Raw genomic sequence first — 24,795 nt, 5'->3', positions numbered from 1 at the left:
CCCGTTCACGTGCGCGCCGTTCGAGAGGAGCCCCGCATGTCCGGTCATCGCCGTCTTCGGGGCGCGATCCTGATCGCCGCCCTCGTGTGCGGGGGATTCGGGATCGGCGTCAGCGAGTTCATCGTGATGGGGCTGCTGCCGCAGATCGCCGCGGATCTGCTGCCGACGCTGTACGCGAGTCGCCCGGAGGCGGCGCTGGCGGCGAGCGGCGGGCTCGCCTCGGCCTACGCGCTGGGCGTGGTGGCGGGCATGGTGTCGACGCCGATCGTGATCCGACGCCTGTCCGAGCGCGGCGCCCTGCTCGTCTGCGCGGGCGGCATGCTGCTCTTCACCGTGCTCACGGCGTTCGCCCCGTCGCTGCCGGTGGCGCTCGCGCTGCGGTTCCTCGCGGCGCTCACGCACGCGAGCTTCATCGGGGTGGGTGCGATGGCGGTCGCGCACATGCTCGGGCACACGCGCTACGGCCGGGGTTCGGCGATCGTGCACGGCGGGCTCGCCGCGGCGAACCTGCTGGGGGTGCCGGTGCTCACGGCGATGGGGCAGGCGGCCGACTGGCGGCTGATCGTGGGCGGCGCGTCGCTGCTGTTCGCGGTGCCGTTCGTGGCGCTGCTGTGCGTCGCACCGCCTGCGCGGGCGGTGTACGAGCCGGGGGCTGCGGTCGGCGGCCGTCGACCGGCGCCCGGGCTGTTCGTGCTCGGGGCTGCGGCGGTGCTGGTCGCCGCGAGCGGGTTCGCGGTCGTCACCTACGTCGCCCCCGTCATCGGGTGGGTGCAGGGCGGCGGGGGCCCGCTGACGACGGCGTGGGCGATGCTCGCATTCGGGATCGGCATGAACCTCGGCAACTTCGGCGCCGGGTGGCTGGCGGATCGGGCTGCGGTCGCGGCGTTCTGGGTCGCGGGAGGCGCGGGCGCGGTCGGGGCGTGCCTGCTGCTGGTGCCGGGCATCGGCTGGGCGGGCGCGGCGGCGGGGCTGCTGCTGATCGGCGCGATGCTGGGCGGGGGCAGCCCCGCGGGCCAGGTGCTGTTCCTGCGCGAGCTGCGCCGCTTTCCGCGGCTCGCGTCGTCGATGCCGTCGGGCACCGCGAACCTCGGCAGCTTCGTCGGGTCGCTCGCGGGCGCGGGGCTGCTCGCGGGCGTCGGCCCGGGCGCACTGCCGTATGGGGCGCTGGGGCTGCTCGGGATCGGGCTGCTGCTGTTCGCGGTGCGCGGGATCCGCGGCCCGTTCTTCGGCGCTGACCGGTGATTCGGATCGAGGCCCGCGATCCGCTCCGAGATGCGGGTGAGCTCCGAAGCGCGGGCGGAACGCGCCGACCGTGTTGACAGCCCCAACGCCTTGTCCTTACAATTTGGACCGGTCCATAATTCGTGCCGACCGAGCCGCGACGACGCACGGTGCCCAGCACCTCGACTGAAAGAACCACGATCATGCAGACGAACGAAGACGGCACCACCACGATCGGCGTCGGGCTCATCAGCGTGGGCTGGATGGGGCAGCTGCACAGCCGTGCCTACGCGAACCTGCGCTACGCCTACCCCGACCTCAAGATCCGCCCCCGTCTCGTGCACGCGGCCGATCCCGCCCCCGCCCGCGCCGAGGAGGCCGTCGAGGTGCTCGGCTACGAGCGGGCCTCGGCCGACTACCGCGATGTGCTGAACGACCCCGAGGTCGATGTCGTCTCGATCTGCGCCCCCAACTTCCTGCACGCAGAGATCGGCGTCGCCGCCGCGCGCGCCGGCAAGCACTTCTGGATCGAGAAGCCGGTCGGCCGAGGCGAGCACGAGACCCGCGAGGTGGCCGAGGCCGCTGCCGAGGCCGGCGTCGTCTCGTCGATCGGCTTCAACTACCGGCACGCGCCCGCCGTCGAGTATCTGCGCGAGCTCGTCGCCGAGGGCCGGCTCGGCCGCGTCACCAACGTGCGCGGCCAGATGTTCGCCGACTACTCGGCCGACCCCCGCGGTGCGCTGTCGTGGCGCTTCGTGCGCGGCCTCGCCGGCAACGGGGTGCTGGGCGACCTGATGGGGCACCTCGTCGACCTCGTGCAGTACGCGCTCGGCCCGATCCACGAGGTCAGTGCGCTCACCTCGACCGTCTACATCGAGCGCCCCGAGCTGCCCATGGGCACCGGCACGCACTTCGCCGTCATCGAGGACGGCGAGATGAAGCCCGTCGAGAACGAGGACTACGCCGCGATGCTCGTGCGCCTCTCGGACGACGCCTCGGCCTCGGGCGCGGTCGGCACGCTCGAGGCGTCGCGCGTCGCGGTCGGCCCGCGCGCCAGTTACGGCATCGAGGTCTACGGCACCGAGGGCTCGGCCCACTGGGACTTCGAACGCATGAACGAGCTGCACCTCTCGGGCGGCCTCGGCGCCGAGAACCAGGGCTACACCCGCATCATGGCCCGCCCCGGCATGGGCGACTTCGGCCGCTTCCAGCCCGGCGCCGGCACCGCGATGGGCTACGACGACCTCAAGGTGATCGAGGCGAAGAAGTTCCTGCAGGCCGTGCTCGGACGCGAGGCGCTGAACTCGAACATCCAGGACGCGCTGTCGGCCGCGCAGGTCGTCACCGCGGCCGAGCGCTCCGCCGAGTCGCGCGGCTGGGAGCAGAGCTCCCCGGTCGCCGGCACGACCGCCTCGACGCGGGTCTGATCCGCCCCGAGCCCACCGCCGCTCCCCTCGCCCGGCCGGGGAGCGGGAGCACCCGCACCGACGAAGGAGTCACCATGAACGCACGCATCGCATCCGCGCCCATCAGCTGGGGCGTCATCGAGGTTCCCGACTGGGGGGTGCAGCTCGACCGCGAGCGGGTGCTCTCGGAGATGGTGGGCCTCGGGATCGCGGCCACCGAATTCGGGCCCGAGGGCTTCCTGCCCGACGCGCCGGCCGAGCGGGCCGCGGCGCTCGCCGAGGCCGGTCTGCAGGCGGTCGGCGGGTTCTTCCCCGTGGTGCTGCACCGGGCCGACGAGGATCCGCTGCCCGCCATCGAGCGCGAGCTCGAGGCGTACGAGGCGGCCGGCGCCGGCACCATGGTGCTGTCGGCCGTGACGGGCGAGGAGGGCTACGACGGCGCCGCCGAGCTGAGCGACGAGGAGTGGGCGGCCCTGCTCGCGAACCTCGACCGCGCGCTCGACGCCGCGGCCGCGGTGGGCGTCGTGGCCACCCTGCACCCGCACCTCGGCACGGTCGTCGAGACGCCCGAGGCGGTCGCGCGCGTGGTCGAGGGGTCGCGCATCGGACTCTGCCTCGACACCGGCCACTACACGCTGGGCGGCGGCGACCCCGTCGACTTCGTGACGCGGCACGCCGACCGCATCGTGCACGCCCACCTCAAGGATGTGAGCCTCGACGTCGCGGGCCGGGTGCGCGCCGGCGAGATCGACTACCGCGAGGGGGTGCGGCAGGGCATGTACCGGGCGCTCGGCTCCGGCGACGCCCGCATCGGCGAGATCGTCGCCGCCCTGCGCGGCGCGGGCTACGACGGCTGGTACGTGCTCGAGCAGGACACGGTGGTCGAGAACGACGACGACGCGGTGCGCGCGCTCGACAACGCGCGCCGCAGCGTCGAGTTCATCCGGCAGGCGGTCGCGGCGTGAGCGAGCCGCTGAGGATCGGACTGCTGGGCGCCTCGCGCATCGCCGAACTCGCGATCACCGACGCGAGCCGCGCGACGGGCGATGTGCGGGCCGCGGTCGCGGCGCGGGATCCCGAGCGCGCCCGCGCCTACGCCGCCGAGCACGGCTACGACGGCATCCGCGAGAGCTACGAGGCGCTCGTCGCCGACGACTCGCTCGACCTGATCTACATCGGCCTGCCGAACGGTCTGCACGCCGAGTGGACGGCGAGGGCGCTCGAGGCCGGGCGCTCGGTGCTGGTCGAGAAGCCCTTCGCGGCGAACCTGGCCGAGTTCGACGCCGTCGCGTCGCGGCTCGCGAGCTCGAGCGGCTGGGCCTGGGAGGCGTTCCACTACGCCGACCATCCCGCGGTGCAGCGCCTGGTCGACCTGGTGCGGCACGGCGACGCCGGAGCCGGCCTTTCGGAGGGCATCGGCGAGCTGCGCGAGGTCGAGGTGCGCATGCACATGCCCGCCCCGCCCGCGAGCGACCCGCGCTGGAGCTTCGAGCTCGCCGGCGGCACCATGATGGATCTCGGCTGCTACGCCCTGAACGCCCTGCTGCTGCTCGGCGACGCGATGGGCGCGCCGGTCGAGCTGGAGACGGCGGAGGCGGAGCCGTACGCGGGCGACGAGCGGGTCGACGCCGCCGTCGACGCGCGGCTGACGCTCGGCGACGTGCCCGCGACGGTGCGCACGAGCATGAACAGCCCCCGGTGGGACTTCGGCCTGCGGGTGACGGGCAGCCTGGGCGAGGTGCTGCTGCCGAACTTCGTGAAGCCGCAGGAGGACGACCGTCTGATCGTGCGCACGACGACGGGGGCCGGTGTCGAGGAGCGCGTGGAGCGCGCCGGCACGGTCTCGTCGTACGCGTACCAGCTGCGCAGGATCCGCCGCGAGCTGCGGGGCGGCGAGCGCCCCGCCGAGCCGCTCGCGCGATCCCGCCGCACGATGGCGCTCATCGATGCGATCTACACGGCGAGCGGCCTGCCGCTGCGCCCCGGCCGGCTCGACTGAACCCTCGGTGAGAGATCCGGCTTCGGTGCGTCGCCGTTTCCCTCACCGAAGCTGGATCTCTCACCGAACCCGAACTTGCGAGGAGAACGCACATGCAGAACCTGATGGCGGGCAAGATCCTGCTGGTGACCGGCGGCACGCAGGGCCTCGGCCTCGCGATCGCCGAGGCGGCGGCGCGGGAGGGCGCGACGGGGATCGCGATCGTGGGCCGCAGCGCGGAGAAGGCCGAGCGGGCCGCGGCCGCGATCCGGGATCGCGCGATCGGGGGCGGCCCCGAAGGCGCGGCGCGCGCCGAGTCGGGCGTCGAGGTGCTGGCGATCGCGGCCGATCTGGCCGCCCCGGGCGAGGCCGAGCGCACCGTGACCGAGACGATCGAGCGCTTCGGCCGCGTCGACAGCCTGGTGAACGCCGCGGGCGCGACGAGCCGCGGCACCCTGCTCGACACGACGCGGGAGCTGCTCGACGAGCACCTGGCCGTGAACCTCGTGGCGCCCTTCATGACGATGCAGGCGGCGGTGCTCGACATGCGGCGGCGTGGTGCGCCCGGCACGATCCTGAACATCATCTCGATGGCGATGCACGGCGGTCAGCCCTATCTCGCGCCCTACACCGCGTCGAAGGCCGGGCTCGCGGGGCTCACCCGCAACGCCGCGTTCGCGCACCGATTCGACCGCGTTCGCATCAACGGCCTCAACATCGGGTGGACGGCCACGCCCGGCGAGACGGTCACGCAGCGCACGTTCCACGGCGCCGACGCCGACTGGCTCGCCCGGGCCGAGGCGGCGCAGCCGATGGGGAAGCTGGGGCAGCCGGACGAGATCGCCGATGCGGTCGTGTTCCTGCTGAGCGAGCGCAGCGGCGTGGTGACGGGGTCGATCATCGACTGGGACCAGAACGTGCCCGGCGCCTACGATCAGTAGACGCCGGGCGATCATCGAAAGCGGATTCGTGAGAACAGAGGAGCAGCGCATGAGGATCGGCATCATCGGCACGGGCGTGATGGGAGCCTTCCACGCGCAGTGCCTGCACGCGCAGGTCTCGGGTGCGACGGTCACCGCGGTGGCCGATCCCGACCCCGAGCGCGCCGGCGCCGCGGCGGCCGCGATCGGCGCGATCGCGCTGAGCGACCCGCACGAACTCATCGCCCACCCCGAGGTCGACGCGGTGCTCATCGCGTCGCCCGATTTCCTGCACGCCGAGCAGACGCTCGCCTGCATCGCCGCGGGCAAGCCCACGCTCTGCGAGAAGCCGCTCTCGTACTCGGTCGACGAGGCCGAGCGGGTGGTGGCGGCGCACCGTGCGGCGGTGGGCGAGGGCGGATCCCGAGGGCGCGCGGCGTCCGAGGGCGCGACCGGTGCGGTCGCTACGGCAGCCCACGGCGCGCCGCGAGGCGCCGGCATTCCGCTCGTGCACCAGGGCTTCATGCGCCGCTTCGACCCCGACTACGTCGCGCAGAAGCGCGCCGTCGCCTCCGGCGCGCACGGCCGGCCCGTGATGGTGCGCTCGGTGGGGCGCGGCGTCTCGTCGGGCCCCGGTGCCACCGACGAGTCGGTGATCTTCAACTCGGCGATCCACGACCTCGACCTCGTGCCGTGGCTGCTCGACTCGCCCGTCACCGAGGTGAGCTGGCACGCGCCGGCCGCGCCGAGCGCGACGGGCGGCGGCCTGCGCGACCCCTTCCTGCTGCTGCTGCGCACGGCCGACGGCGCGCTGTCGACCGTCGAGATCTTCCTGAACGCGCGCTACGGCTACGACATGCGCTGCGAGGTCGTCTGCGAGACGGGCGCGGTGGCGATCACCGAGCCGCACCGGCTCGCGGTCTCGTCGGCGCTCACCACGAGCACCGGCATCCCCGACGACTTCAGGCCCCGCTTCGCGGAGGCGTACCGCCTCGAGCTGCAGGAGTGGGTGACCGCCCTGAACGAGGGCCGCGCACCCGCGCTCGCGACCGTCGAGGACGGCGCGACCGCCACCCGCGTCGCCGCCGCCGCGGTGGCGTCGATGCGGGCCGGCGGCGCGTTCGCGCCCGTGGCGCAGGCCGGGGGCGCGCGATGAGCGAGCGGGTGATGCCGCAGCCGGTCGTGCCCGACCCGCACGCCGGCCCCTCGCTGCGCTGGGCGATCCTCGGCACCGGCTGGATCGCGGCCCGCTTCGTGGAGGCGCTGCAGCAGCACACCTCGCAGCGCGTCGTCGCGGTCGGATCGCGCACCGCTGCCCGCGCCGAGGAGTTCGCGGCCCGATACGGCATCGAGCGGGCCTGCGGCGGCTACGAGGAACTCGTGGCGAGCGATGCCGACATCGTCTACGTGGCGACCGGGCACCTCGACCACTTCGCGCACGCGTCGCTCGCGCTCGCGGCCGGCAAGCCGGTGCTCATCGAGAAGCCGATGACGCCGCGGCTCGCCGAGGCGCGAGCGCTCGCGGCCTACGCGCGATCGAGAGGGCTGTTCGCCATGGAGGCGGTGTGGTCGCTCGCGCTGCCGCGGTTCTCGGTGGTGCGCCAGGTGCTCGAGCGGGGCCTGCTCGGCGACGTCGTCGAGGTGCACGCGAACCTCGGCGAGCGCCTCGTGGGCCATCACCGCGCGATGGACCCCGCGCAGGGCGGCGGCGCGATGAACGACATCGGCACCTACGTGATGATGTTCGCGAACGAGGCGCTGCCCGGCCTGCGGGTGCTCGCCGCGCACGGGCAGCGCTGCGCGGCCCCCGGGGCGCAGGGGCGGGGCGCGATCGGTCAGTTCCACGCGCTGCTGGGCGACGACGCGGATCGCCAGGCGACCGTGAGCGCCTCGATGCTGGCGGATACGCCCACGGCGGCCTACATCGCGGGCACCGAGGCGACGCTCTCGCTCGACGCGCCCTTCTACCAGCCCGGCGGGGTGACGGTGCGCTTCCACGACGGCGAGCAGTTGCGCTACGAGGAGCCCGCGCTCGCGCACACCCAGCTGTTCTGGGAGGCGCTCGAGGCGGCCCGCTGCATCGACGCCGGGCTCACGGAGTCGCCGCTGCGCCCGCTCGACCGGACGCTCGCGACGCTCGCGCTCATGGAGCAGGCGCGCGAGCTGATGGGCGACCCGATCGACCCGCTGCCGTAGGGGTTGCCGGACACGTCCCCGGGGCGGGGGCTCGGGACGCGCTGAGGCGGATGCCGGGCCGCTCAGGCCGCGGTGAGCTGCGCCGCGAGCTGCAGCAGCAGGGGCTCCGAGCCGGGGCGGCCGATCAGCTGGGCGCCCATCGGGAGCCGCCCGGCCCCGTCGGGGTTCGGCGCGTCGAGCATCGGCACCGCGATCGCGGGCAGGCCCGAGACGTTGACCATCGAGGTGAAGGGCGTCCACTCGCACTGCGCGCGGTAGTCGGCGTCGGCGTCGAGCTCGGCGAAGGCCCCGATGCGCGGCGGCAGCGCTGCGAGTCCGGGCGTGAGCACCACGTCGTACCGGCCCCACTCGGCGCGCAGGCCCGCCGCGATGCCCCGCAGCTCCTCGGCGGCGCGCAGGTGGGTCTCGCGGGGCGTCGCGATGGCGCGCTCGCGGAAGACGCGCGTGAACGGCGTGAGGCGCGCCTCGGCCTCGGGGGTCAGTTCGATGAGCGAGAGCCCGGCCATCCAGCAGCTCGTGAAGACCTCGGTGTAGCGCGGGTCGTAGGCGATCGACGCCTGCTCGACGTGGTGCCCGTGCGCGGCGAGCCCGGCCGCGGCGGCCTCGTAGGCGGCGCGCGCCTCTGCCGAGATCGGGGTGGGGTGCGCCGCTTCGAAGGGCGAGGCGGCGCTCATGCCGATGCGCAGGCCCGTCAGCCCCTCCGCCTCGCGCACGGCGGCGAGAGCGGGCGTCGGCGAGCCCGTCATGGCGTCGAGCAGCAGCGCCGCGTCTTCGACCGTGCGGGCGAGCGGGCCGCTCACCACGAGCTTCGGCGCCCCGAAGTCGTCGAGGGGGCCGCCGATCACGTCGGTGGGCACGGTGCCGAGGCCCGGCTTCAGTCCGATCAGCCCGCAGGCGAGGGCGGGGATGCGGATCGAGCCGCCCCCGTCGCTGCCCGGGGCGACGGGCAGCAGGCCGGCGGCGACCGAGGCGGCGCTGCCGCCCGACGAGCCGCCGGGCGTGCGCTCGGGGTCGAACGGGTTGCGCGCCGGCGCCGCGACCAGGTTCTCGGAGTAGGCGTTGAGGCCGAGCTCGGGCACCTGCGTCTTGCCGAGCGAGACGGTTCCGGCTGCGCGCAGCACGGCGACGCCGGTGTGATCGTGCTCGGCGACGGCCGCGGGCAGGGCGGCCGTGCCGCGCGTGGTGGGAGCGCCCGCCACCTCGACGAGGTCCTTGTGCGCGATCGGCAGACCGTGCAGCGCGGGCAGAGCGCCCGGCACGGCGCGCTCCTCGGGCGTGAGCGCCGCGAACCGGGCGTCGGCGGCCGAAGCCTCGGCGAGCGCCTGCTCGGCGGTCACGGTGACGAAGGCGCCGAGGTCGGGGCGCTCGGCGATGCGGCCGAGGAAGTGCTCGGCGGTCTCGCGCGCGGAGATCCCGCCGGTGCGCAGGGCGGTCTGCAGGTCGACGGCGGTGCCGGGGAATTCGCTCATACCGCCACTCTAAGCGCTGGTCTTCCGCGCTCGCCTCCCGAGGCGCGGCGGGGTACGGCTGGGTCGTGGAGGGGGAAGCGGCGCGGGCGCCTGCATCGCCGTTGTTGCGAACGATTATCAGAGTCCGCTAGAGTGATACTCGTTCTCATCTAGAAAGTGCAGCATGCCCCACACCTCACACACGCTCCGTTTCGCGAAGCCCGCCGTGCTCGGCGGCGCCGCGCTCGCCGCCGCTCTGCTGCTCACCTCGTGCAGCGGATCGGCCGAGGCCGGCGGCGGATCCGGCGAGCTCAAGGTCGTCGCGACCACCACCCAGCTCACCGACTTCGCCGGACAGGTCGGCGGCGACGACATCGAGCTCACCGGCCTGCTCGCCCCCGGAGGCTCCGCCCACCACTTCGATCCCACCCCGGCCGATCTGCTCGCCCTGGGCGAGGCCGACGTGCTCATCGTCAACGGCGCCGGGCTCGAGACCTTCATCGACAGCGCCATCGAGGCGTCGGGCTTCGACGGCGAGGTCGTCACCGCGGCCGACGGCCTCGATCCCGAGCTGCTGCGCGAGATCACCGCGGAGGGCGGCGAGGCCCACGATCATGATCACGATCATGCCGAAGAGGATCACGCGCACGCCGACGACGAGGCCGACGCGCACGCCCACGACGAGGCCGAGGGCGACCACGCTCACGACGACCACGCCGAGGAGGAGCACGACCACGACCACGGCGACGTGAACCCCCACATCTGGACCAGCCCCCGCAACGCATCCGGCATGGTGCGGGAGATCGCCGCGGGCCTCGGCGAGGCCGACCCCGCGCACGCCGACGACTACGCCGCGCGCGCCGAGGCGTACTTCCAGCAGCTCGGCGACCTCGACACCTGGGTCACTGCGCAGTTCGAGCGCGTGCCCGCCGAGGATCGCGTGCTCGTGAGCGGCCACGACTCGCTGCGCTACTACCTCCACGACTACGGTATCGAGTTCGCGGGATCGATCCTGCCGAGCTTCGAGGACAACGCCGAGCCGAGCGCGGCCGACATCGACGCCCTCGTGGCCTCGATCAAGGAGCACGGCGTGAAGGCCGTCTTCGTCGAGTCGTCGATGAGCCCGAAGCTGGCGCAGACGATCGCCTCCGAGGCGGGCGTCGAGGTCGTCGACGCCGAGGCGCTCTACGCCGACTCGCTCGGCGCTCCGGGCGACGGCGACGGCGACGTCAGCACCGACACCTACATCGGTGCCACCGTGCACAACACGCGTGTGATCCTCGAAGCCTGGGGCGTTGCGCCCGAGCCGCTTCCCGCTAGTCTGCAAGGGTGACAGCCGCACCCTCCGCCTCCGAAGCCGCGCTCGTCCTCGACGGCGCGGCATTCGGCTATGCCGGCGAGACCCGCGTCGAGCGGCTCTCGCTCGACGTGCCGCGCGGTGCGGCCGTGGCGCTGATCGGTCCCAACGGCTCGGGCAAGTCGACGCTGCTGCGCGGCATCCTGGGGCTGGCCGAGCTCACGGCGGGCGAGGTGCGCGTGCTGGGCGGCTCGCCGGATCGGGCCCGGCGCAGCATCGGCACGCTGCCGCAGGCCGACAGCCGGGACACGACGCTGCCGGTGAGTCTGCGCCAGGTGGTGACGATGGGGCTGTACCGCTCGCGGGGGGCGCTGCGACCCATCGGCCGCGAGGGGCGCGCCGCGGTGGCCGCGGCTCTGGAGCGCGTCGGGCTCGCCGCGTTCGCGGGGCGCCGCTTCGGCGAGCTGTCGGGCGGCCAGCAGCAGCGCGGCATCCTGGCCCGGGCACTCGTGTCGGATCCGCAGCTGCTGCTGCTCGACGAGCCGTTCAACGGACTGGATCGCGAGAACCGCGATGCGCTGCTGCGCCTGGTGCGCGAGCTGCGCGACGAGGGCCGCACCGTGATCGTGTCGACGCACGACCTCGAGATCGCGCAGCAGGCCTGCACGCACGTGCTGCTGCTGGCGAGCGGCCACACGCCGGATCAGCCGGGGCACCCCGCCGCGTTCGGCCCGCTCGACGAGGCGCTCACGCTCGACGCGGTGCAGCACGCCTTCCAGGACACCACGGTCGAGCTCGACCACCACACCGTCACCACGACCCGGGAGACCGAGTAGTGGTCGTTCTGATCGCGTCGTCCGCGCTCGAGATCTTCGCACTGCCGTTCATGTGGCGCGCGCTCGTGACGGTTGCGATCCTCGCGGTCGCAGCGGGGGTGGTGGGCCTCTTCATCAGCTTCCGCGAGCTCGAGTTCGTGAGCGACGGCCTCGTGCACGCGGTCTTCCCGGGGCTCGTGGTGGGGGCGGCGCTCGGCGGCACCGCGGGCGTGCTGCCCGGCGCGGTGGTCGCCGCCCTGCTGGCGGCGGTGCTGTTCACGGTGATCGAGCGGCGCGGGATCGGGGCCGACGCGGCGATCGCGGTGGTGCTCACGGGCCTGTTCAGCCTGGGCGTGGTGCTCGTCTCGCGACAGGAGGGCTACGTCTCGCAGCTGCAGGAGCTGCTCTTCGGCCGCCTGCTCACGGTGACGTCGGCGCAGCTCTGGCAGATCCTGGTGGTGGCCGTCGCGGCGATCCTGATCGTGCTCGTCACGCGCCGTGCGCAGCTCTTCCGCGCCTTCGACCCGGCCGGCTTCGAGGCCGCGGGGTTCCGCACGCTGCGCACCGACCTCGCGCTCGGCGTCGCGGTGGCGCTGCTCACGGTGGCCGGGGTGCAGGCCCTCGGCGTGCTCATGGTGGTGGCGCTGCTGACGGTGCCCATGGCCGCGGCCCGCCTGATCTCGCGCGGATTCGCGCTGCTCATCCCGATCGCGATCCTGCTGCCGCTGCTCGCGGGCGCGGCGGGGCTGTGGTTGTCGTTCGAGTGGTCGGTGGGCGCGGGGGCGACGGTCTCGCCCGGCTCGGTGGTCGTGCTGCTGCTCATCGCCGTGTACCTGCTGGCGGCGGCGGTGCGCACAGTGCGGGATCGGGTGCGCGCATGAACTACTTCGCGCTCGCGGCCGTCGAGCTGATCCTGCTCGGCCTGCTCTCGGGTCTGGCCGGCACGCTCATCGTGCTGCGCCGCCGCTCGTTCTTCGCGGTCGCGCTGAGTCACGCGACGTTCCCGGGGGGCGTGGTCTTCGCGGTGCTCGGCTGGAATCTGCTGCTCGGGCAGGCCCTGTTCGCGCTGCTGCTCGTGCTGGTGATGACGCTGCTCTCGCGCATCCCGGGGCAGGGCCGGCAGGTGGCGAGCGGTGTGGTGCTCTCGCTCGGCTTCGCGCTGGGCACACTGCTGTCGAGCCTCAACCCGGGCCTCGGGGTGCCGGTCGAGGCGCTGCTCGTGGGTTCGCCGCTCGGGGTGACCGCGAGCGACGTGGGAATCACCGCGGTGGTGCTGGTGCTCGTCGCGGGTGTGCTCGCGGCGGCGCGGCGCCCGATCCTGTTCCACACCTTCGACCCCGTCGGGTTCGCGGCCGCGGGCTTCCGCGCCTGGCCCGTCGAGCTCGTGGTGTCGGGGGTGGTGGCCGCCTCGGTGGTGGTGGCGATGCCGGCTGTGGGGGCGATCTTGGGCGTCGCGGTGCTCATCGGCCCGGCGGCCGCAGCGAGGGCGCTGACGTCGCGGATCGAGTGGCTGCCGCCGATCGCGGCCGGCATCGGCGTCGCGGGCGGGCTCGTCGGGCTGTGGGCGTCGCGGGAGTTCGGGATCGCGGCGGGCGGATCCGTGGGGCTCGTGATGACGGCGATGTTCCTCGTGGCGCTCGCGATCCGCGCCCTGCTGCCGCGCCGCGGGGCGGGGCGCTCCGGGGCCGCCGTGGGCGCCGCGTCGGCGATGGGCGTGCCGGAGGCGCCGGGATCGCACGCGGGCTGAGCCGTGCTCACCCGCGTGGTGCCCGAATCGAGGGAACTTCGCTACGGTTGAGGGCAGATGCGGGGGTCGCTCCCCGGGAGAGGAGGCGCGCTGTGCAGCCGAAACGGAACACGTGGCAGCGCGAGGCGGTGCGCGCGGCCCTGGCCGAGGCGCGCGGGTTCGTGAGCGCGCAGCAGCTGCACCAGGAGCTGCGCGACGGCGGGTCGACGATCGGTCTCGCGACCGTGTACCGTGCGCTCGCCAGCCTCACCGACACGGGCGAGGCCGATTCGCTGCAGTCGCCCGAGGGCGAGAACCTGTTCCGCTCGTGCACGATGACGGGCCACCACCACCACCTCATCTGCCGCAGCTGCGGCGACACCCGCGAGCTCTCCGCCACCGTGGTGGAGGAGTGGACGCGCAAGGTCGGGGCCGAGCACGGCTTCACCGAGATCGAGCACGTGGTCGACCTCTTCGGCCTCTGCGAGCGCTGCCGTGCGAAGGCGTCGACGCAGGTCGCGGCCGGGGAGTGACAGAACGATAACGATTGCCGTCGGGGTGATGCCCTCGGCGCCGCGAGCTCGCAATTCGGGTCGACGCGCGTGATTTATGCCCTGTGATCAGGTGTTTCGGCAAATTATACAGAGGTGTCGCCTCCCGCCGCAAGCCCTCCCACCGAGCTGAGGCCGCTGCCTACGATCGGCCCATGGGAAAGACGACAGCGGTCAGAGTAGTCCGCGATGATCGCGAACCGCTCGTGATCATGGACGCGGTCAACAAGCACTACGGCGAGCTGCACGTGCTCAACGACATCAACACCCAGGTCGGCCGCGGCGAGGTGGTGGTCGTGCTCGGGCCGTCGGGATCGGGCAAGTCGACCCTGTGCCGCGCCATCAACCGCCTCGAGACGATCGACTCCGGCACCATCACGATCGACGGCGTGCCGCTGCCCGAGGAGGGCAAGGGCCTCGCGAAGCTGCGAGCCGACGTGGGCATGGTGTTCCAGGCCTTCAACCTCTTCGCGCACAAGACGATCCTCGAGAACGTCACGCTCGGCCCCGTCAAGGTGCGCGGCCTCGGCCGCAAGGCGGCCGAGGAGCGGGCGATGGCCCTGCTCGATCGGGTGGGCATCGCCGACCAGGCGCGCAAGCTGCCTTCCCAGCTCTCGGGCGGTCAGCAGCAGCGGGCGGCGATCGCCCGCTCCCTCGCGATGGAGCCCAAGCTGATCCTGCTCGACGAGCCGACGAGCGCCCTCGACCCCGAGATGATCAACGAGGTGCTCGACGTGATGATCGGCCTCGCGAACGACGGCATGACGATGGTCGCGGTCACGCACGAGATGGGCTTCGCCCGCAGGGCCGCCGACCGGATCCTCTTCATGGCCGACGGCCAGATCGTCGAGGAGGCGACCCCCGAGCAGTTCTTCACCGACCCCCAGACGTCTCGAGCGCAGGACTTCCTGTCGAAGATCCTGGGCCACTGATCCTGGCGCGCAACCGTGCGCGTCCGTACCGAAATCGAACGGCCGGCACCCCCGGCACCGACGAAGAGAAAGTAGGAAATGATGCGAATCACCAAGTACGCGGCGGTCATGGCGGCCGCCGGAGCGCTGCTGCTCACCGCCTGCGCGTCGGGATCGCCGAACGAGACCGGCGATGACGCCGCACCCGCGCCGGCCGAGGACGTGAGCTTCGACGAGGGCACGACGATGGCGAAGCTGCACGACGCCGGCAAGATCACCATCGGCACGAAGTACGATCAACCGCTCTTCGGCCTCATGAATCCGGCCTCGAACGAGCCCGAGGGCTTCGACGTCGAGATCGGCAAGCTCGTCGCCGCGAATCTCGGCCTCAGCGAAGACCAGATCGAGTGGAAGGAAGCGGTCTCGGCGAATCGCGAACCGTTCATCCAGAACGGCGAGGTCGACATCGTCGTTGCCACCTACACGATCAACGACGACCGCAAGCAGGTGATCGACTTCGCGGGTCCGTACTACATCGCAGGCCAGGATCTGCTCGTGCTGCAGGGCAACCCCGAGGGCATCGCCGGCATCGACGACGTGAAGGGCAAGCGGGTCTGCTCGGTCACCGGTTCGACCTCCGAGGAGAACCTCAAGGAGGCCGGTGTCGAGGTGCTCGCCACCGACACCTACTCCAACTGCCTCGAGCCGCTGCGCTCGGGCGACGTCGTCGCGGTCTCGACCGACAACGTGATCCTCGCGGGCCTCGCCGACCAGAACGAGGGCGAGTTCGAGGTGGTCGACAACCCGTTCACCGAGGAGCCCTACGGCATCGGCCTGAAGAAGGACGACCAGGAGTTCCGCGACTTCATCAACGACGTGCTGGAGCAGTCGTTCGAGGACGGCGCCTGGGCCGCGGCCTGGGACAAGACGGCGGGCACCGTGCTCTCCACGCCCGAGCCGCCCGCCATCGACCGCTACTGTTTTCGAAGTGCTTTTCAAGATCGCGGNCCTTCTGCTCGGCCTCGCGGTCGGTGAGGAGCCCCGAGTTTTCGAACCGGTTTTATCCTCGCCGGGTTCCTGATGACGCTCAGGCTGCTGGTCTTCGGCGGCCTCGGAGCGATGGCCATCGGCCTCGTGGTGGCCACCATGCGCATCTCGCCGGTGGCGTCGCTGCGCACCTTCGCGACGGTCTACACCGAGCTGGTGCGCAACACCCCGCTGACGCTGCTGCTGATGTTCATGGTGTTCGTACTGCCGCTCATCGTGCCGAGCCGCCCGCCCTACGAGGTGCTCGCCTCGATCGGCCTCGCGATCTACACGTCGCCGTTCGTCGCCGAGGCGCTGCGCAGCGGCATCAACGGCGTGCCGGTGGGACAGGCCGAGGCGGCCCGGTCGATCGGCCTCGCCTTCGGGCAGACCCTCACCCTGGTGGTGCTGCCCCAGGCGCTGCGCATGGTGGTGCCGCCGCTGATCAACGTGTTCATCGCGCTCACGAAGAACACCTCGGTCGCGGGCGGCTTCTTCGTGGTCGAGCTGTTCGCCACCGCCAGGCAGCTCACGAACGCCAACGGGCAGGCCGTGATCCCGATCCTCGTCGGCGTCGCCTGCTTCTATCTGCTGATCACCATTCCGCTCGGCCTCATCGCCGGGCAGATCGAGAAGAGAGTGCGGGTGCTGCGATGAGTCAGGCGACGGTTCTCTACGATGCGCCGGGCCCGAAGGCGCGCACGCGATCGCGCATCATCTCGGTGCTGGGCGTGCTCGCGCTCGCGGCGCTGCTCGGCTGGGTGGTCTGGCGGCTCATCCAGCCGCAGGTGGCGGTCAACGGCAACGAGACGCCGGGCATGCTCGACCCCTCCCGGTGGGACGTGCTCGCCTACTCGGAGGTGTGGCAGTACATCGGGCGGGGCGCGTGGAACACGATCCGCGCCGCCGCGGTGGCGATGGTCGGCGCCATGCTGCTCGGCATGCTCTTCGCCTTCGGACGTCTCGCCGACAGCGCGCTGGTGCGCGTGCCGGTGGCGGTGATCCTCGAGTTCTTCCGCGGCATGCCCGTGCTGCTCATGATGCTGTTCATCCTGCTCGTCGCGTCGACCGGCGCGTTCTGGGCGGTGGTGATCGCGCTCATCATCTACAACGGCGCGATCGTGGGCGAGGCGCTCAGGGCGGGCATCCTCGCGCTGAACAAGGGGCAGCGCGAGGCCGGCCTGTCGATCGGCCTCACCCCGGTGCGCACGCGGCTGCTCATCGAGTTCCCGCAGGCCTTCACCCAGATGCTGCCGATCCTCGTGGCGCAGATGGTGGTGCTGCTGAAGGACACGTCGCTCGGCTACATCGTCGCCTACTCCGAGCTCGCGAAGACCGTGAAGGACGCCTCGACGTTCTACGGCAACCGCTACCTCTTCACCTTCTGGGTGGTCGCGGTGGTCATCTACCTCGCGATCAACCTGACGGTGTCGTGGTTCGGGCGACGCATGGCCCGGTTCGCGGCGGCGCGCGGCGGCCGCGGCGCGGGCGCGACCAAGGGGCTGGCCGGCCCGGCCGCGGCCGAGGCGGGCGGCGAGATCGCGATCACGCCGCCGCCCGGTTCCTCCGCGAGATGATGCGCTTCGCCCTGCGGCGCGCCCGTCGCAGAGCGACCCGCTCGCGGCGCCGCTCGACGAGGGTGTAGAGGATCGGCACGAGCACCAGGGTGAGCAGCGTCGACGAGACGAGGCCGCCGATCACCACGATGGCGAGCGGGCGCGAGATGAACACGCCGCCGCCCGTGAGTCCGAGCGACATGGGCACGAGGGCGAAGATGGTCGCCGCGGCGGTCATGAGGATCGGGCGCAGGCGCAGGCGGGTGCCGTGCTCGACGGCCTCCTCGAGCGAGGCGCCGGCGGCGCGCAGACGGTTCACGAGGTCCATGAGCACGATCGCGTTCGTGACGACGATGCCGATCAGCATGAGCAGGCCGATGAGCGCGGGCAGCCCGAGCGGGGTGTTCGTGAGCAGCAGGCCGAGGATCGCTCCCGTCGCCGCGAACGGGATCGAGATGAGCAGCACGAGAGGGCCGCGGAAGCTGCGGAACGTGGCGACCATCACCAGCAGCACCAGCATGATGGCGGCGAGCATCGCCGCGCCGAGCTGGGCGAACGCCTCGTCCTGCTCGGCGCTGACGCCGCCGAGTTCGAAGCCGACGCCCGCGGGCAGCTCGGCGGTGGCGATGGCGCGTTCGACGGCGGCGTTCGCGGCGTCGAGCTGACCGCTGCGCGGGGTGACGGTGAGGGTGACCTGGCGCTCGCCGTCGGCCCGCGTGATCGTCGGGGCGGTGAGCTCCTCCTCGACGGAGGCGATGTCGGCGAGGGTGATCGCGGTGCCGCTGACCCGTGCCGCCGCCTTCTGCTCGGCCTCGGCCTGCTGCTGCTGCACGACCTGCGCGGCGGCGTCGGACTGGGCCTGGTGCAGCGCCGAGATCTGCTCGTCGATGCCCTCGATGCCGTTGCGCGCCCCCGCGATGGCGCCCTCGATCGCGGCGAGCTGCTCGGCGCGCTCCATGTGGGCGCGCGCGACGGCCTCATCGGCGGGATCCTGCGGCTGCTGCGGCACGACCGGCAGGCTCTGCAGCTCGGCGAGCTGCGCGTTCAGCTCTCCCAGCTGGGAGACGAGCTGAGTGCGCTGCGCCCCTGCCTCGTTCAGCTGCTCGGCGAGCTCGCCCGCCGCCTTGGCGCGCTGGGTCTCGGCCTCGGCCTCGGCCTTCTGCTCGAGTTCGTCGGCGGCGAGCTTCTGGGCCTGCGCGGTCTGCTGCGGCGTGACCGGCAGCACGACGGCCCCCAGCTGCTCGGCGGTGCGTTCGGCGCCGGGGGTGCGCAGCACGATGTCGCGCTCGCGGCCCTCGAGCATCATTCGGCCGACGGTCTTGCCCTCGAGCGCGGTGCGCACGGCGTCCGCCACGAGTGCGCGGTCGAAGCCCAGCAGCGCGGCCCGATCCTCGTCGAGCTTGACGCGCACCACGGGCTGCTCTCCCGTGAGCTCGCTCCGCACGGACTGCACGCTCGACGACTCGCCGAGCTGCGCCTCCAGCAGCTCGCTGGCCTCGCGCAGCGCGGCCGGGTCGTTGCCGCGGATCTGCAGGGCGATGCCGCCGCCGGCGCCGCCCACGAAGGCGTCCTGGGTGAGCAGTTGCACGTCGCCGGCGTCGGGCACCCGCTCGAGCGCGCGCTCGACGGCGTCGCCGACGGTCTCGGCGTCGGCGCCGTCGTCGAGCTGCACGTCGTAGGAGATGCTGGTGGGCGTGCCCGCGGTGCCGCCGACGGGGATCGAGGTCATCACGTCGCGCACGCCGGGCACCTTGCCGAGGGCGCGTTCGACGGGCTCGGCGGCCGCCACGAGCTGCGCGCCGTCACCGGTCTGCTCGGGAGTCTGCGTGAGCTGCAGGCTCTCGTTGCCCGACGATCCCAGGAAGTCGGTCTGCAGGAAGGGTGTCATCGCGAGCGTGGCGACGAGCACCAGCGTCGAGGCGATGAGGGTGAGCACGGGGTGGCGGCGGGTGGCGCCGAGCGCCGGCATGAGGGCGCGCTGCAGCCGGTCGGGGGCGGAGCGGGTCTCGGCCAGCTCGTCGTCGTGGTGAGGCGCCGCGGATCCCGCCCCGGGGGTCGGCACCGCCTCGGCGGCGGGCGCCGCCGGAAGTACCCGGGTCTCGGCGGCGGAGGCGCCCGGCGCCGCAGGGTGCGCGACGCCGTCGACCGTGTCCGGATCCGCCGCGTCCGCGGCCCGGGCCCGGCCGCCGCGCCGGCTCCGCCCGCGCATGAACCAGTACGCCAGCACGGGCACGATCGTGAGCGCGACGAGCAGCGAGGCGAGCAGCGCGATCGTCACCGTGACGGCGAAGGGGCGGAAGAGCTGACCCGCGATGCCCGAGACGAGCGCGATGGGCAGGAACACGGCGACCGTGGTGAGCGTCGACGCGGTGATGGCCCCCGCCACCTGGCGCACGGAGGCGACGACCCCCGCGATCGTGAGCGGCCCGGAGCCGCGGCGTCGGCTGATGTTCTCGATGACCACGATCGAGTCGTCGACGACGCGGCCGATGGCGATCGTGAGCGCGCCGAGGGTGAGGATGTTGAGGGTGTTGCCGCTCCACCACAGGCCGATGAGGGTGATGAGCAGCGAGAGCGGGATCGACACGGCCGCGATCACGGTCGAGCGCCACGAGCCGAGGAAGGCGAGGATCACGAGCACCGCGAAGAGCAGGCCGAGCCCGCCCTCGACCGAGAGGTCGTGGATGGACTGCTCGATGAAGGGCGCCTGGTCGAAGATCGTGACGAACTCGCCGCCCAGCGCGGGCGCGAGCCGATCGAGCTCGGCGGTCACGGCGTGCGAGATGTCGACCACGTTGGCGCCCTGCGCGGGGAGCACCTGCAGGGTGAGCGCCGGCTTGCCGTTGACGCGCGAGATGCTGTCGGCGGGCACCGCCTCGGTGCTCACGTCGGCGAAGTCGGAGAGGTGCACGAGGGCGACGGCGCCGTCGTCCGCGGTGACGGCGAAGGGCAGCGCGGCGATCTCCTCGACGGAGCCGAGGCTCGTGCCCACGGTCACCGAGAGCTCGCCCCGCTCCGAGTCGGCCTGACCGGCGGGCATGGCCGCGCCGCGGGCCTCGAGGGCGGGCGCGATCTGCGCGGGGTCGATCTTCAGCCGCTCGACGTCGGCGGGGCGCAGCGCGATGAGGATCCGCTGCTCCTCGCGACCGGCGAGCTCGACCCGCTGCACCCCGTTCAGGCCCTGCAGCGCGGGCACGACCTCGCGGGCGAGCGCGTCGGCGAACGCCGCGGCGTCGCCCGAGGTGCCGGCGCTGAGCACCATCGCGGGCATGTCGTCGGCGCCGCCCGAGAACACCTGCAGCTCGGTTCCGCTCGGGAACGCCGGCTTCAGGGCCTCGGCCGCCGCGCGCACGGCGCGCAGCGTCTCCTCGTCGCTCTCGTCGAAGGGCCACTCCACCGTGACGTCGGCGGTGCCGCTCGAGGTGCTCGAGGTCACACGGGTCACGCCGGGAACGGCGCGGAGGGCCTGCTCGGTGGGCTCGGTGACGGTGCGGGCCATCTCCTCGGGCGCGAGGCCCTGCGACTGCACCGACACGAAGGCGGCGGGCACCTGCATCGAGGGCATGAGCTCCTGCTTGAGCGAGCCCATCGAGATGAGACCGAGCACGGCGACGGCGACCGTGGTGAGCCCGACGATCAGGCGGTTCTTCAGACTGGTGCGGGTGAGAAAGGACATGCGCTCTTCCGGTGTGAGCGGGCCCGCGCAGCCGCGTGGCTGCGGTCGCCGGGCCTGCTGCGGGGCGGATCGCCGCGGCTGCTGCGCGCACGGCTCGGTCGACGCTTCCAGCCTGGCGCGCGGCGCGGGCCCGCGCATCGTCCCGGGGTACTATTTCGGCTCATCCCGAAGTATGAATCGGGAAACCCGGAGGGCGGGCCGCGGGCTGACCCGCCCCGGCTGCCGCGGCCGCGCTACCGGCCCGCCTCGCCGCGGGGTGGCCGATCAGGGTCGCGGAGCGATCCAGGCCCACTCGGCGTACTTGGCGGTGCGCCCGTCGCCGCTCGAGCGGCCGGTGAGGCGGCGCTTCACCCACGGCACCACGTGCTCCCGGGTGTAGCGCAGCTGCTCGCGGCGCGAGGGGTTCGGGATCGGCGCCGCGTCGAGCACCCAGTCGATCGGGGCGGGGCGGTCGAGTGCGCGCAGCACGTTCGCCGCCACGCGGCGGTGGCCGACCGGTGCGAGATGCAGGCGGTCGGGCGACCAGTACTGGCGCCCCGCGAGCTCGGCGTCGCTCCAGTTGTCGGCGAAGCGGATGCCGAGCCGCTCGACGATGCCGCGCGCCTCGCGCACCAGCTCGTCGCCCTTCGCCCGCACGCGGGCGCCGCCCGGCAGGCCCGCGGTGGGGTTGGCGCCGGCGAGCAGCAGCGGCTCGGCGCCCGCGTCGACGATGCGGCGCAGCGCCTGCTCCGTCTCGGCGCTGATCCACGCGAGGTCGGTGCCGGGCCGCAGCATGTCGTTGCCGCCGCCGTTGAAGGTCACGAGCGTGGGGCCGAGCGCCAGAGCCGGCTCCAGCTGCTCGGCGATGATCGGGCCGAGCAGGCGGCCTCGGATCGCGAGGTTGGCGTACTGGATCGGTTCACCCGCGGCGTCGGCGAGGCCCTGGGCCACGAGGTCGGCCCAGCCGCGCACCGACCCGTCCGGCTGCTCATCGCCCACGCCCTCGGTGAAGCTGTCGCCGATCGCCACGTAGCGGATCGCGGCCCCCGCCTGCTGTTCGTCCACCGCTCCAGCCTACGCCCGCCCCGCGGGCCGCTGCACCGAGAGGCCCGGCGGGCGCGCCGGCCCTCGGCGCTTACACTGTCTGGAGCGCTCCGAGCCGGGGCGCGCCCTCGCCGGAGCCGTCGAGCGCCGCGCGATCCGCCCGTCACCGGCCCGAAGGAACCTATGAAACTGCTCCGCTCCATTCCGCTGCTCGGCTGGATCATCTTCGCGATCGTGCTCGGCATCCTGCTCGGACCGGTGATGCCCGCCTGGCTCGGCGCCGTGTTCCTCACCTACAACTCGGTCTTCTCGGGCTTCCTCGGCTTCGCGGTGCCGCTCATCATCCTCGGCCTCGTGACGCCCGCGATCGCCGAGCTCGGCAAGGGCGCGGGCAGATGGCTCGGGGTCACGGCCGCGATCGCCTACGGCTCGACCGTCGCTGCGGGTCTGCTCGCCTACTTCGTGAGCCGGTGGCTGTTCTCGGCGTCGATGGCCGGCGGCGGTCTGCGCGAGCTGGGCGACGCGGGAGGCTCGGGGTTCGCCCCCTACTTCACCGTCACTGCGGCGCCGGACGGGGCGGCGACCGAGATCGTGCTGGCGCCGGTCATCGACGTCATGAGCGCGCTCGTACTCGCGTTCGTCATCGGTATCGGGCTCACGGCGTTCCGCAGCCGCGTCATCTTCCGCGGCGCAGTGGAGTTCCGCACGATCATCGAGTCGCTGATCCGGCGCATCATCGTGCCCGCTCTGCCCCTCTTCATCTTCGGCATCTTCATGGATCTCTCGGCGAGCGGCGCGGCGCTCGAGGTCGTCGGCAAGTTCCTGCTCGTCGTGATCGTCTCGTTCGTGCTCACCCTCGTGGTGCTCCTGCTGCAGTACAGCGTGGCGGGGGCCATGTCCGGCGGCAACCCGCTGCGGGCCCTGTGGAACATGCGCGACGCGTACTTCACCGCTCTCGGCACCTCCTCCTCGGCCGCGACGATCCCCGTCACGCTCGCCTCGGCCAAGAAGAACGGCGTCTCCGATTCGGTCGCGGGCTTCGTGGTGCCGCTCTGCGCGACGATCCACCTCTCGGGGTCGATGGTGAAGATCACCTGCTTCTCGATCGCGGTGCTGCTGCTGACCGGCGGCGATGTGACGTTCGGCGCGTACTTCCCCTTCATCCTCATGCTCGGCGTGATGATGGTCGCGGCTCCCGGTGTGCCGGGCGGCGCCATCGCCGCGGCGGCCGGCCTGCTCGTGCAGATGCTCGGCTTCGGCGAGATGGAGGTCGGCCTCATGTTCGCCGCGTACATCGCGCTCGACAGCTTCGGCACCGCCACCAATGTGACGGGCGACGGCGCGATCGCGATGATCGTGAATCGCCTCACCCGGGGCAGACTCGGTGCGCAGGCGCAGGACGCCGGTGACGAGACCGTCGACATGGTCGACGGCGAAGCGGATCAGCGCCACAGCCTCGGTTGAGCGTCGCAGCGGCGATCATCGCGCGGCCGCCCGTCGTGCCGCGACACGCCCGGGTGTTGCGCGAGGTGCGATCCTCGTCTAGGCTCGATCTTTGGCTGTGCGCCGTCCCAGTGCACAGACCGCGGGAGCCGCTCGGCTTCGAGACCGGAGTGATTCGTCAGGCCGGGGCTCCTGCAGACAAGAAATCTTGGGTGAGGCCGTCCGGTCTCACGGTATGAGAGGAAACACCATGGCAGCAGTGTGCCAGGTGACCGGCGCCGTTCCCGGCTTCGGTCACAACATCTCGCACTCGCACCGTCGCACCAAGCGCCGGTTCGATCCGAACATCCAGAAGAAGACCTACTACGTGCCGTCGCTCGGCCGCAAGGTGACCCTCACCCTGTCGGCCAAGGGCATCAAGGTCATCGATGCCCGTGGCATCGAGGCCGTCGTGGCTGATCTGCAGAAGCGTGGGGTGAAGTTCTAATGGCGAAGGACAAGGACGTACGTCCGATCATCAAGCTCCGCTCGACCGCGGGCACCGGGTTCACCTACGTGACGAAGAAGAACCGTCGCAACACCCCCGATCGCCTCGTGCTCAAGAAGTACGACCCGGTCATCCGCAAGCACGTCGAGTTCCGAGAGGAGCGTTAATCATGGCGAAGAAGAGCATGATTGCGAAGAACAAGCAGCGCCAGGCGATCGTCGACCGCTATGCGGAGAAGCGCGCCGAGCTGAAGAAGGCCCTGGTCGATCCCAACGGCACCGACGAGAGCCGCGAGGCCGCCCGCGTGGGCCTGCAGAAGCTGCCCCGCAACGCCTCGCCGGTGCGCGTGCGCAGCCGCGACGTCATCGACGGCCGCCCCCGCGGCGTGCTGTCGAAGTACGGCGTCTCGCGCGTCCGCTTCCGCGACATGGCGCACCGCGGCGAGCTGCCCGGCATCACCAAGTCGTCCTGGTAGCACGTCGTCCGCCGGTGGGCGTGCCGCTCAGCGCGGCCGCCACCGGGTGACGAGCGGGCGCGGATCCTTCGGGATCCGCGCCCGCTTTGTCGTTTCCGCCGCCCGCACCCTGGGATTCCACTCCCTTTTTCGGGTTTCTGCGGCGAAATCGACGTGAGATCCGCAGGATTCCGCCGAATTAGGGTAGATTCGTACGCGATCAACCGATCGGACCCTCCCAACGGGTGGGGGACACTGAACAAGATCAGGGGCGGACGCCCCGCGTCAATGCCCTGGAAGGACACAACATGGCACTCAACAAGACTGAGCTCGTCGCCAAGATCGCGGCCGAGACCGGCCAGAGCCAGGCCGCCGTTTCGAGCGTTATCGACGGCCTCTTCGCCGCGGTTTCCGAGACCGTCGCCGGTGGCGACAAGGTGTCGATCCCGGGCTGGATCTCCTTCGAGACCGCGACCACCGCCGCCCGCACCGGTCGCAACCCCCGCACCGGCGAGACCATCGAGATCCCCGCCGGCAAGCGCGTGAAGGTGTCGGTCGGCTCGAAGCTCAAGGCTGCCGTGAAGTAACTTCTTCACCTTCGGAAGACCCCGGTCGACGCTCGTCGTCGCCGGGGTCTTCTGCGTTTCGCCGGCCGTCAGCG

Annotated in this window: 24 protein-coding genes; 21 read left to right on the top strand and 3 right to left on the bottom strand. The window is 72.3% G+C overall.

Annotated elements, in window-relative coordinates; all coding sequences use genetic code 11:
- The first annotated feature begins 36 nt into the window (after window positions 1-36).
- The 7 genes from H490_RS24050 to H490_RS24020 all read left to right on the top strand — a co-directional run bounded on the left by H490_RS24050 (window position 37) and on the right by H490_RS24020 (window position 7,721).
- Window positions 37-1,242 carry an MFS transporter gene (locus tag H490_RS24050; protein WP_017884024.1) on the top strand — a complete coding sequence of 402 codons (1,206 nt, stop codon included), beginning with the start codon at window positions 37-39 and terminating at the stop codon, window positions 1,240-1,242.
- A 182-nt stretch (window positions 1,243-1,424) separates the two neighbouring features.
- Window positions 1,425-2,648 (top strand): Gfo/Idh/MocA family protein, encoded by a 1,224-nt coding sequence (locus tag H490_RS24045; RefSeq protein WP_017884023.1) that lies wholly within the window; start codon window positions 1,425-1,427, stop codon window positions 2,646-2,648.
- Window positions 2,649-2,722: 74 nt separating this feature from the next.
- Window positions 2,723-3,592, top strand: a complete 870-nt coding sequence (locus tag H490_RS24040) for a sugar phosphate isomerase/epimerase family protein (protein WP_017884022.1) — start codon at window positions 2,723-2,725, stop codon at window positions 3,590-3,592.
- Window positions 3,589-4,626, top strand: a complete 1,038-nt coding sequence (locus tag H490_RS24035; RefSeq protein WP_017884021.1) for a Gfo/Idh/MocA family protein — start codon at window positions 3,589-3,591, stop codon at window positions 4,624-4,626. The genes H490_RS24040 and H490_RS24035 overlap by 4 nt, the downstream gene beginning before the upstream one ends.
- A gap of 92 nt (window positions 4,627-4,718) precedes the next feature.
- Entirely contained in the window at window positions 4,719-5,546 is an 828-nt protein-coding gene (locus H490_RS24030; RefSeq protein ID WP_017884020.1) for an SDR family oxidoreductase, read from the top strand.
- A 49-nt stretch (window positions 5,547-5,595) separates the two neighbouring features.
- On the top strand, window positions 5,596-6,681 hold the full coding sequence (locus H490_RS24025; RefSeq protein WP_017884019.1) for a Gfo/Idh/MocA family protein: 1,086 nt from the start codon (window positions 5,596-5,598) through the stop codon (window positions 6,679-6,681).
- Window positions 6,678-7,721 carry a Gfo/Idh/MocA family protein gene (locus H490_RS24020; protein WP_041205377.1) on the top strand — a complete coding sequence of 348 codons (1,044 nt, stop codon included), beginning with the start codon at window positions 6,678-6,680 and terminating at the stop codon, window positions 7,719-7,721. Before H490_RS24025 ends, H490_RS24020 begins: the two co-directional genes overlap by 4 nt.
- A gap of 62 nt (window positions 7,722-7,783) precedes the next feature.
- Here the strand turns inward: H490_RS24020 and H490_RS24015 are convergent, their stop codons facing one another.
- Window positions 7,784-9,190, bottom strand: coding sequence for an amidase (locus H490_RS24015; RefSeq protein ID WP_017884017.1), 1,407 nt, complete (start codon window positions 9,188-9,190; stop codon window positions 7,784-7,786).
- Window positions 9,191-9,353: 163 nt separating this feature from the next.
- Between H490_RS24015 and H490_RS24010 the strand changes: the two genes are divergently transcribed.
- The 9 genes from H490_RS24010 (at window position 9,354) to H490_RS23970 (ending at window position 17,072) form a co-directional block, all read left to right on the top strand.
- Window positions 9,354-10,502 (top strand): metal ABC transporter substrate-binding protein, encoded by a 1,149-nt coding sequence (locus tag H490_RS24010; RefSeq protein ID WP_017884016.1) that lies wholly within the window; start codon window positions 9,354-9,356, stop codon window positions 10,500-10,502.
- Entirely contained in the window at window positions 10,499-11,302 is an 804-nt protein-coding gene (locus H490_RS24005) for a metal ABC transporter ATP-binding protein (protein ID WP_017884015.1), read from the top strand. Before H490_RS24010 ends, H490_RS24005 begins: the two co-directional genes overlap by 4 nt.
- Complete coding sequence (locus H490_RS24000; RefSeq protein WP_017884014.1) at window positions 11,302-12,162, top strand: metal ABC transporter permease; 861 nt, start codon at window positions 11,302-11,304, stop codon at window positions 12,160-12,162. The genes H490_RS24005 and H490_RS24000 overlap by 1 nt, the downstream gene beginning before the upstream one ends.
- Window positions 12,159-13,028 (top strand): metal ABC transporter permease, encoded by an 870-nt coding sequence (locus tag H490_RS23995; protein ID WP_017884013.1) that lies wholly within the window; start codon window positions 12,159-12,161, stop codon window positions 13,026-13,028. Before H490_RS24000 ends, H490_RS23995 begins: the two co-directional genes overlap by 4 nt.
- A 92-nt stretch (window positions 13,029-13,120) precedes the next feature.
- Window positions 13,121-13,540, top strand: a complete 420-nt coding sequence (locus H490_RS23990) for a Fur family transcriptional regulator (protein WP_017884012.1) — start codon at window positions 13,121-13,123, stop codon at window positions 13,538-13,540.
- Window positions 13,541-13,770: 230 nt separating this feature from the next.
- Window positions 13,771-14,490 (top strand): amino acid ABC transporter ATP-binding protein, encoded by a 720-nt coding sequence (locus H490_RS23985; RefSeq protein ID WP_407656662.1) that lies wholly within the window; start codon window positions 13,771-13,773, stop codon window positions 14,488-14,490.
- A 78-nt stretch (window positions 14,491-14,568) separates the two neighbouring features.
- Window positions 14,569-15,504 (top strand): glutamate ABC transporter substrate-binding protein, encoded by a 936-nt coding sequence (locus H490_RS23980; RefSeq protein ID WP_017884010.1) that lies wholly within the window; start codon window positions 14,569-14,571, stop codon window positions 15,502-15,504.
- Window positions 15,505-15,549: 45 nt separating this feature from the next.
- A complete protein-coding gene (locus H490_RS23975) occupies window positions 15,550-16,152 on the top strand; it encodes an amino acid ABC transporter permease (protein WP_017884009.1) in 603 nt (200 codons plus the stop codon).
- Window positions 16,149-17,072, top strand: a complete 924-nt coding sequence (locus H490_RS23970) for an amino acid ABC transporter permease (protein ID WP_017884008.1) — start codon at window positions 16,149-16,151, stop codon at window positions 17,070-17,072. The genes H490_RS23975 and H490_RS23970 overlap by 4 nt, the downstream gene beginning before the upstream one ends.
- Here the strand turns inward: H490_RS23970 and H490_RS23965 are convergent.
- Window positions 17,041-20,727: an efflux RND transporter permease subunit gene (locus H490_RS23965; RefSeq protein ID WP_017884007.1), complete on the bottom strand. Its 3,687-nt coding sequence runs from the start codon at window positions 20,725-20,727 to the stop codon at window positions 17,041-17,043. The two genes, H490_RS23970 and H490_RS23965, sit on opposite strands and share 32 nt — an antisense overlap.
- A gap of 264 nt (window positions 20,728-20,991) precedes the next feature.
- Complete coding sequence (locus tag H490_RS0115970; protein ID WP_017884006.1) at window positions 20,992-21,771, bottom strand: SGNH/GDSL hydrolase family protein; 780 nt, start codon at window positions 21,769-21,771, stop codon at window positions 20,992-20,994.
- A gap of 162 nt (window positions 21,772-21,933) precedes the next feature.
- Between H490_RS0115970 and H490_RS23960 the strand changes: the two genes are divergently transcribed.
- The 5 genes from H490_RS23960 to H490_RS23940 all read left to right on the top strand — a co-directional run bounded on the left by H490_RS23960 (window position 21,934) and on the right by H490_RS23940 (window position 24,721).
- Window positions 21,934-23,214 (top strand): dicarboxylate/amino acid:cation symporter, encoded by a 1,281-nt coding sequence (locus tag H490_RS23960; RefSeq protein WP_017884005.1) that lies wholly within the window; start codon window positions 21,934-21,936, stop codon window positions 23,212-23,214.
- 229 nt (window positions 23,215-23,443) lie between these two features.
- Entirely contained in the window at window positions 23,444-23,680 is a 237-nt protein-coding gene (gene rpmB, locus H490_RS23955) for a 50S ribosomal protein L28 (protein WP_017884004.1), read from the top strand.
- Complete coding sequence (rpmG, locus tag H490_RS23950; RefSeq protein WP_017884003.1) at window positions 23,680-23,847, top strand: 50S ribosomal protein L33; 168 nt, start codon at window positions 23,680-23,682, stop codon at window positions 23,845-23,847. The genes rpmB and rpmG overlap by 1 nt, the downstream gene beginning before the upstream one ends.
- A gap of 2 nt (window positions 23,848-23,849) precedes the next feature.
- Window positions 23,850-24,155, top strand: coding sequence for a 30S ribosomal protein S14 (gene rpsN / locus H490_RS23945; protein WP_017884002.1), 306 nt, complete (start codon window positions 23,850-23,852; stop codon window positions 24,153-24,155).
- 287 nt (window positions 24,156-24,442) lie between these two features.
- Window positions 24,443-24,721, top strand: coding sequence for an HU family DNA-binding protein (locus H490_RS23940; RefSeq protein ID WP_017884001.1), 279 nt, complete (start codon window positions 24,443-24,445; stop codon window positions 24,719-24,721).
- The last annotated feature ends 74 nt before the right edge of the window (window positions 24,722-24,795 follow it).

It is taken from the genome of Leucobacter sp. UCD-THU (assembly GCF_000349545.1).
GTDB lineage: Bacteria > Actinomycetota > Actinomycetes > Actinomycetales > Microbacteriaceae > Leucobacter > Leucobacter muris.
This window is presented reverse-complemented; position numbering and strand designations above follow the sequence as displayed.

Bases quoted from the DNA above. Each gene is read 5' to 3' on its own strand.
- H490_RS24050 (WP_017884024.1), top strand. From the start codon at position 37: ATGTCCGGTCATCGCCGTCTTCGGGGCGCGATCCTGATCGCCGCCCTC.
- H490_RS24045 (WP_017884023.1), top strand. From the start codon at position 1,425: ATGCAGACGAACGAAGACGGCACCACCACGATCGGCGTCGGGCTCATC.
- H490_RS24040 (WP_017884022.1), top strand. From the start codon at position 2,723: ATGAACGCACGCATCGCATCCGCGCCCATCAGCTGGGGCGTCATCGAG.
- H490_RS24030 (WP_017884020.1), top strand. From the start codon at position 4,719: ATGCAGAACCTGATGGCGGGCAAGATCCTGCTGGTGACCGGCGGCACG.
- H490_RS24025 (WP_017884019.1), top strand. From the start codon at position 5,596: ATGAGGATCGGCATCATCGGCACGGGCGTGATGGGAGCCTTCCACGCG.
- H490_RS24020 (WP_041205377.1), top strand. From the start codon at position 6,678: ATGAGCGAGCGGGTGATGCCGCAGCCGGTCGTGCCCGACCCGCACGCC.
- H490_RS24015 (WP_017884017.1), bottom strand. From the start codon at position 9,190: ATGAGCGAATTCCCCGGCACCGCCGTCGACCTGCAGACCGCCCTGCGC.
- H490_RS24010 (WP_017884016.1), top strand. From the start codon at position 9,354: ATGCCCCACACCTCACACACGCTCCGTTTCGCGAAGCCCGCCGTGCTC.
- H490_RS23995 (WP_017884013.1), top strand. From the start codon at position 12,159: ATGAACTACTTCGCGCTCGCGGCCGTCGAGCTGATCCTGCTCGGCCTG.
- H490_RS23985 (WP_407656662.1), top strand. From the start codon at position 13,771: ATGGACGCGGTCAACAAGCACTACGGCGAGCTGCACGTGCTCAACGAC.
- H490_RS23975 (WP_017884009.1), top strand. From the start codon at position 15,550: ATGACGCTCAGGCTGCTGGTCTTCGGCGGCCTCGGAGCGATGGCCATC.
- H490_RS23970 (WP_017884008.1), top strand. From the start codon at position 16,149: ATGAGTCAGGCGACGGTTCTCTACGATGCGCCGGGCCCGAAGGCGCGC.
- H490_RS23965 (WP_017884007.1), bottom strand. From the start codon at position 20,727: ATGTCCTTTCTCACCCGCACCAGTCTGAAGAACCGCCTGATCGTCGGG.
- H490_RS23960 (WP_017884005.1), top strand. From the start codon at position 21,934: ATGAAACTGCTCCGCTCCATTCCGCTGCTCGGCTGGATCATCTTCGCG.
- rpmB (WP_017884004.1), top strand. From the start codon at position 23,444: ATGGCAGCAGTGTGCCAGGTGACCGGCGCCGTTCCCGGCTTCGGTCAC.
- rpmG (WP_017884003.1), top strand. From the start codon at position 23,680: ATGGCGAAGGACAAGGACGTACGTCCGATCATCAAGCTCCGCTCGACC.
- rpsN (WP_017884002.1), top strand. From the start codon at position 23,850: ATGGCGAAGAAGAGCATGATTGCGAAGAACAAGCAGCGCCAGGCGATC.
- H490_RS23940 (WP_017884001.1), top strand. From the start codon at position 24,443: ATGGCACTCAACAAGACTGAGCTCGTCGCCAAGATCGCGGCCGAGACC.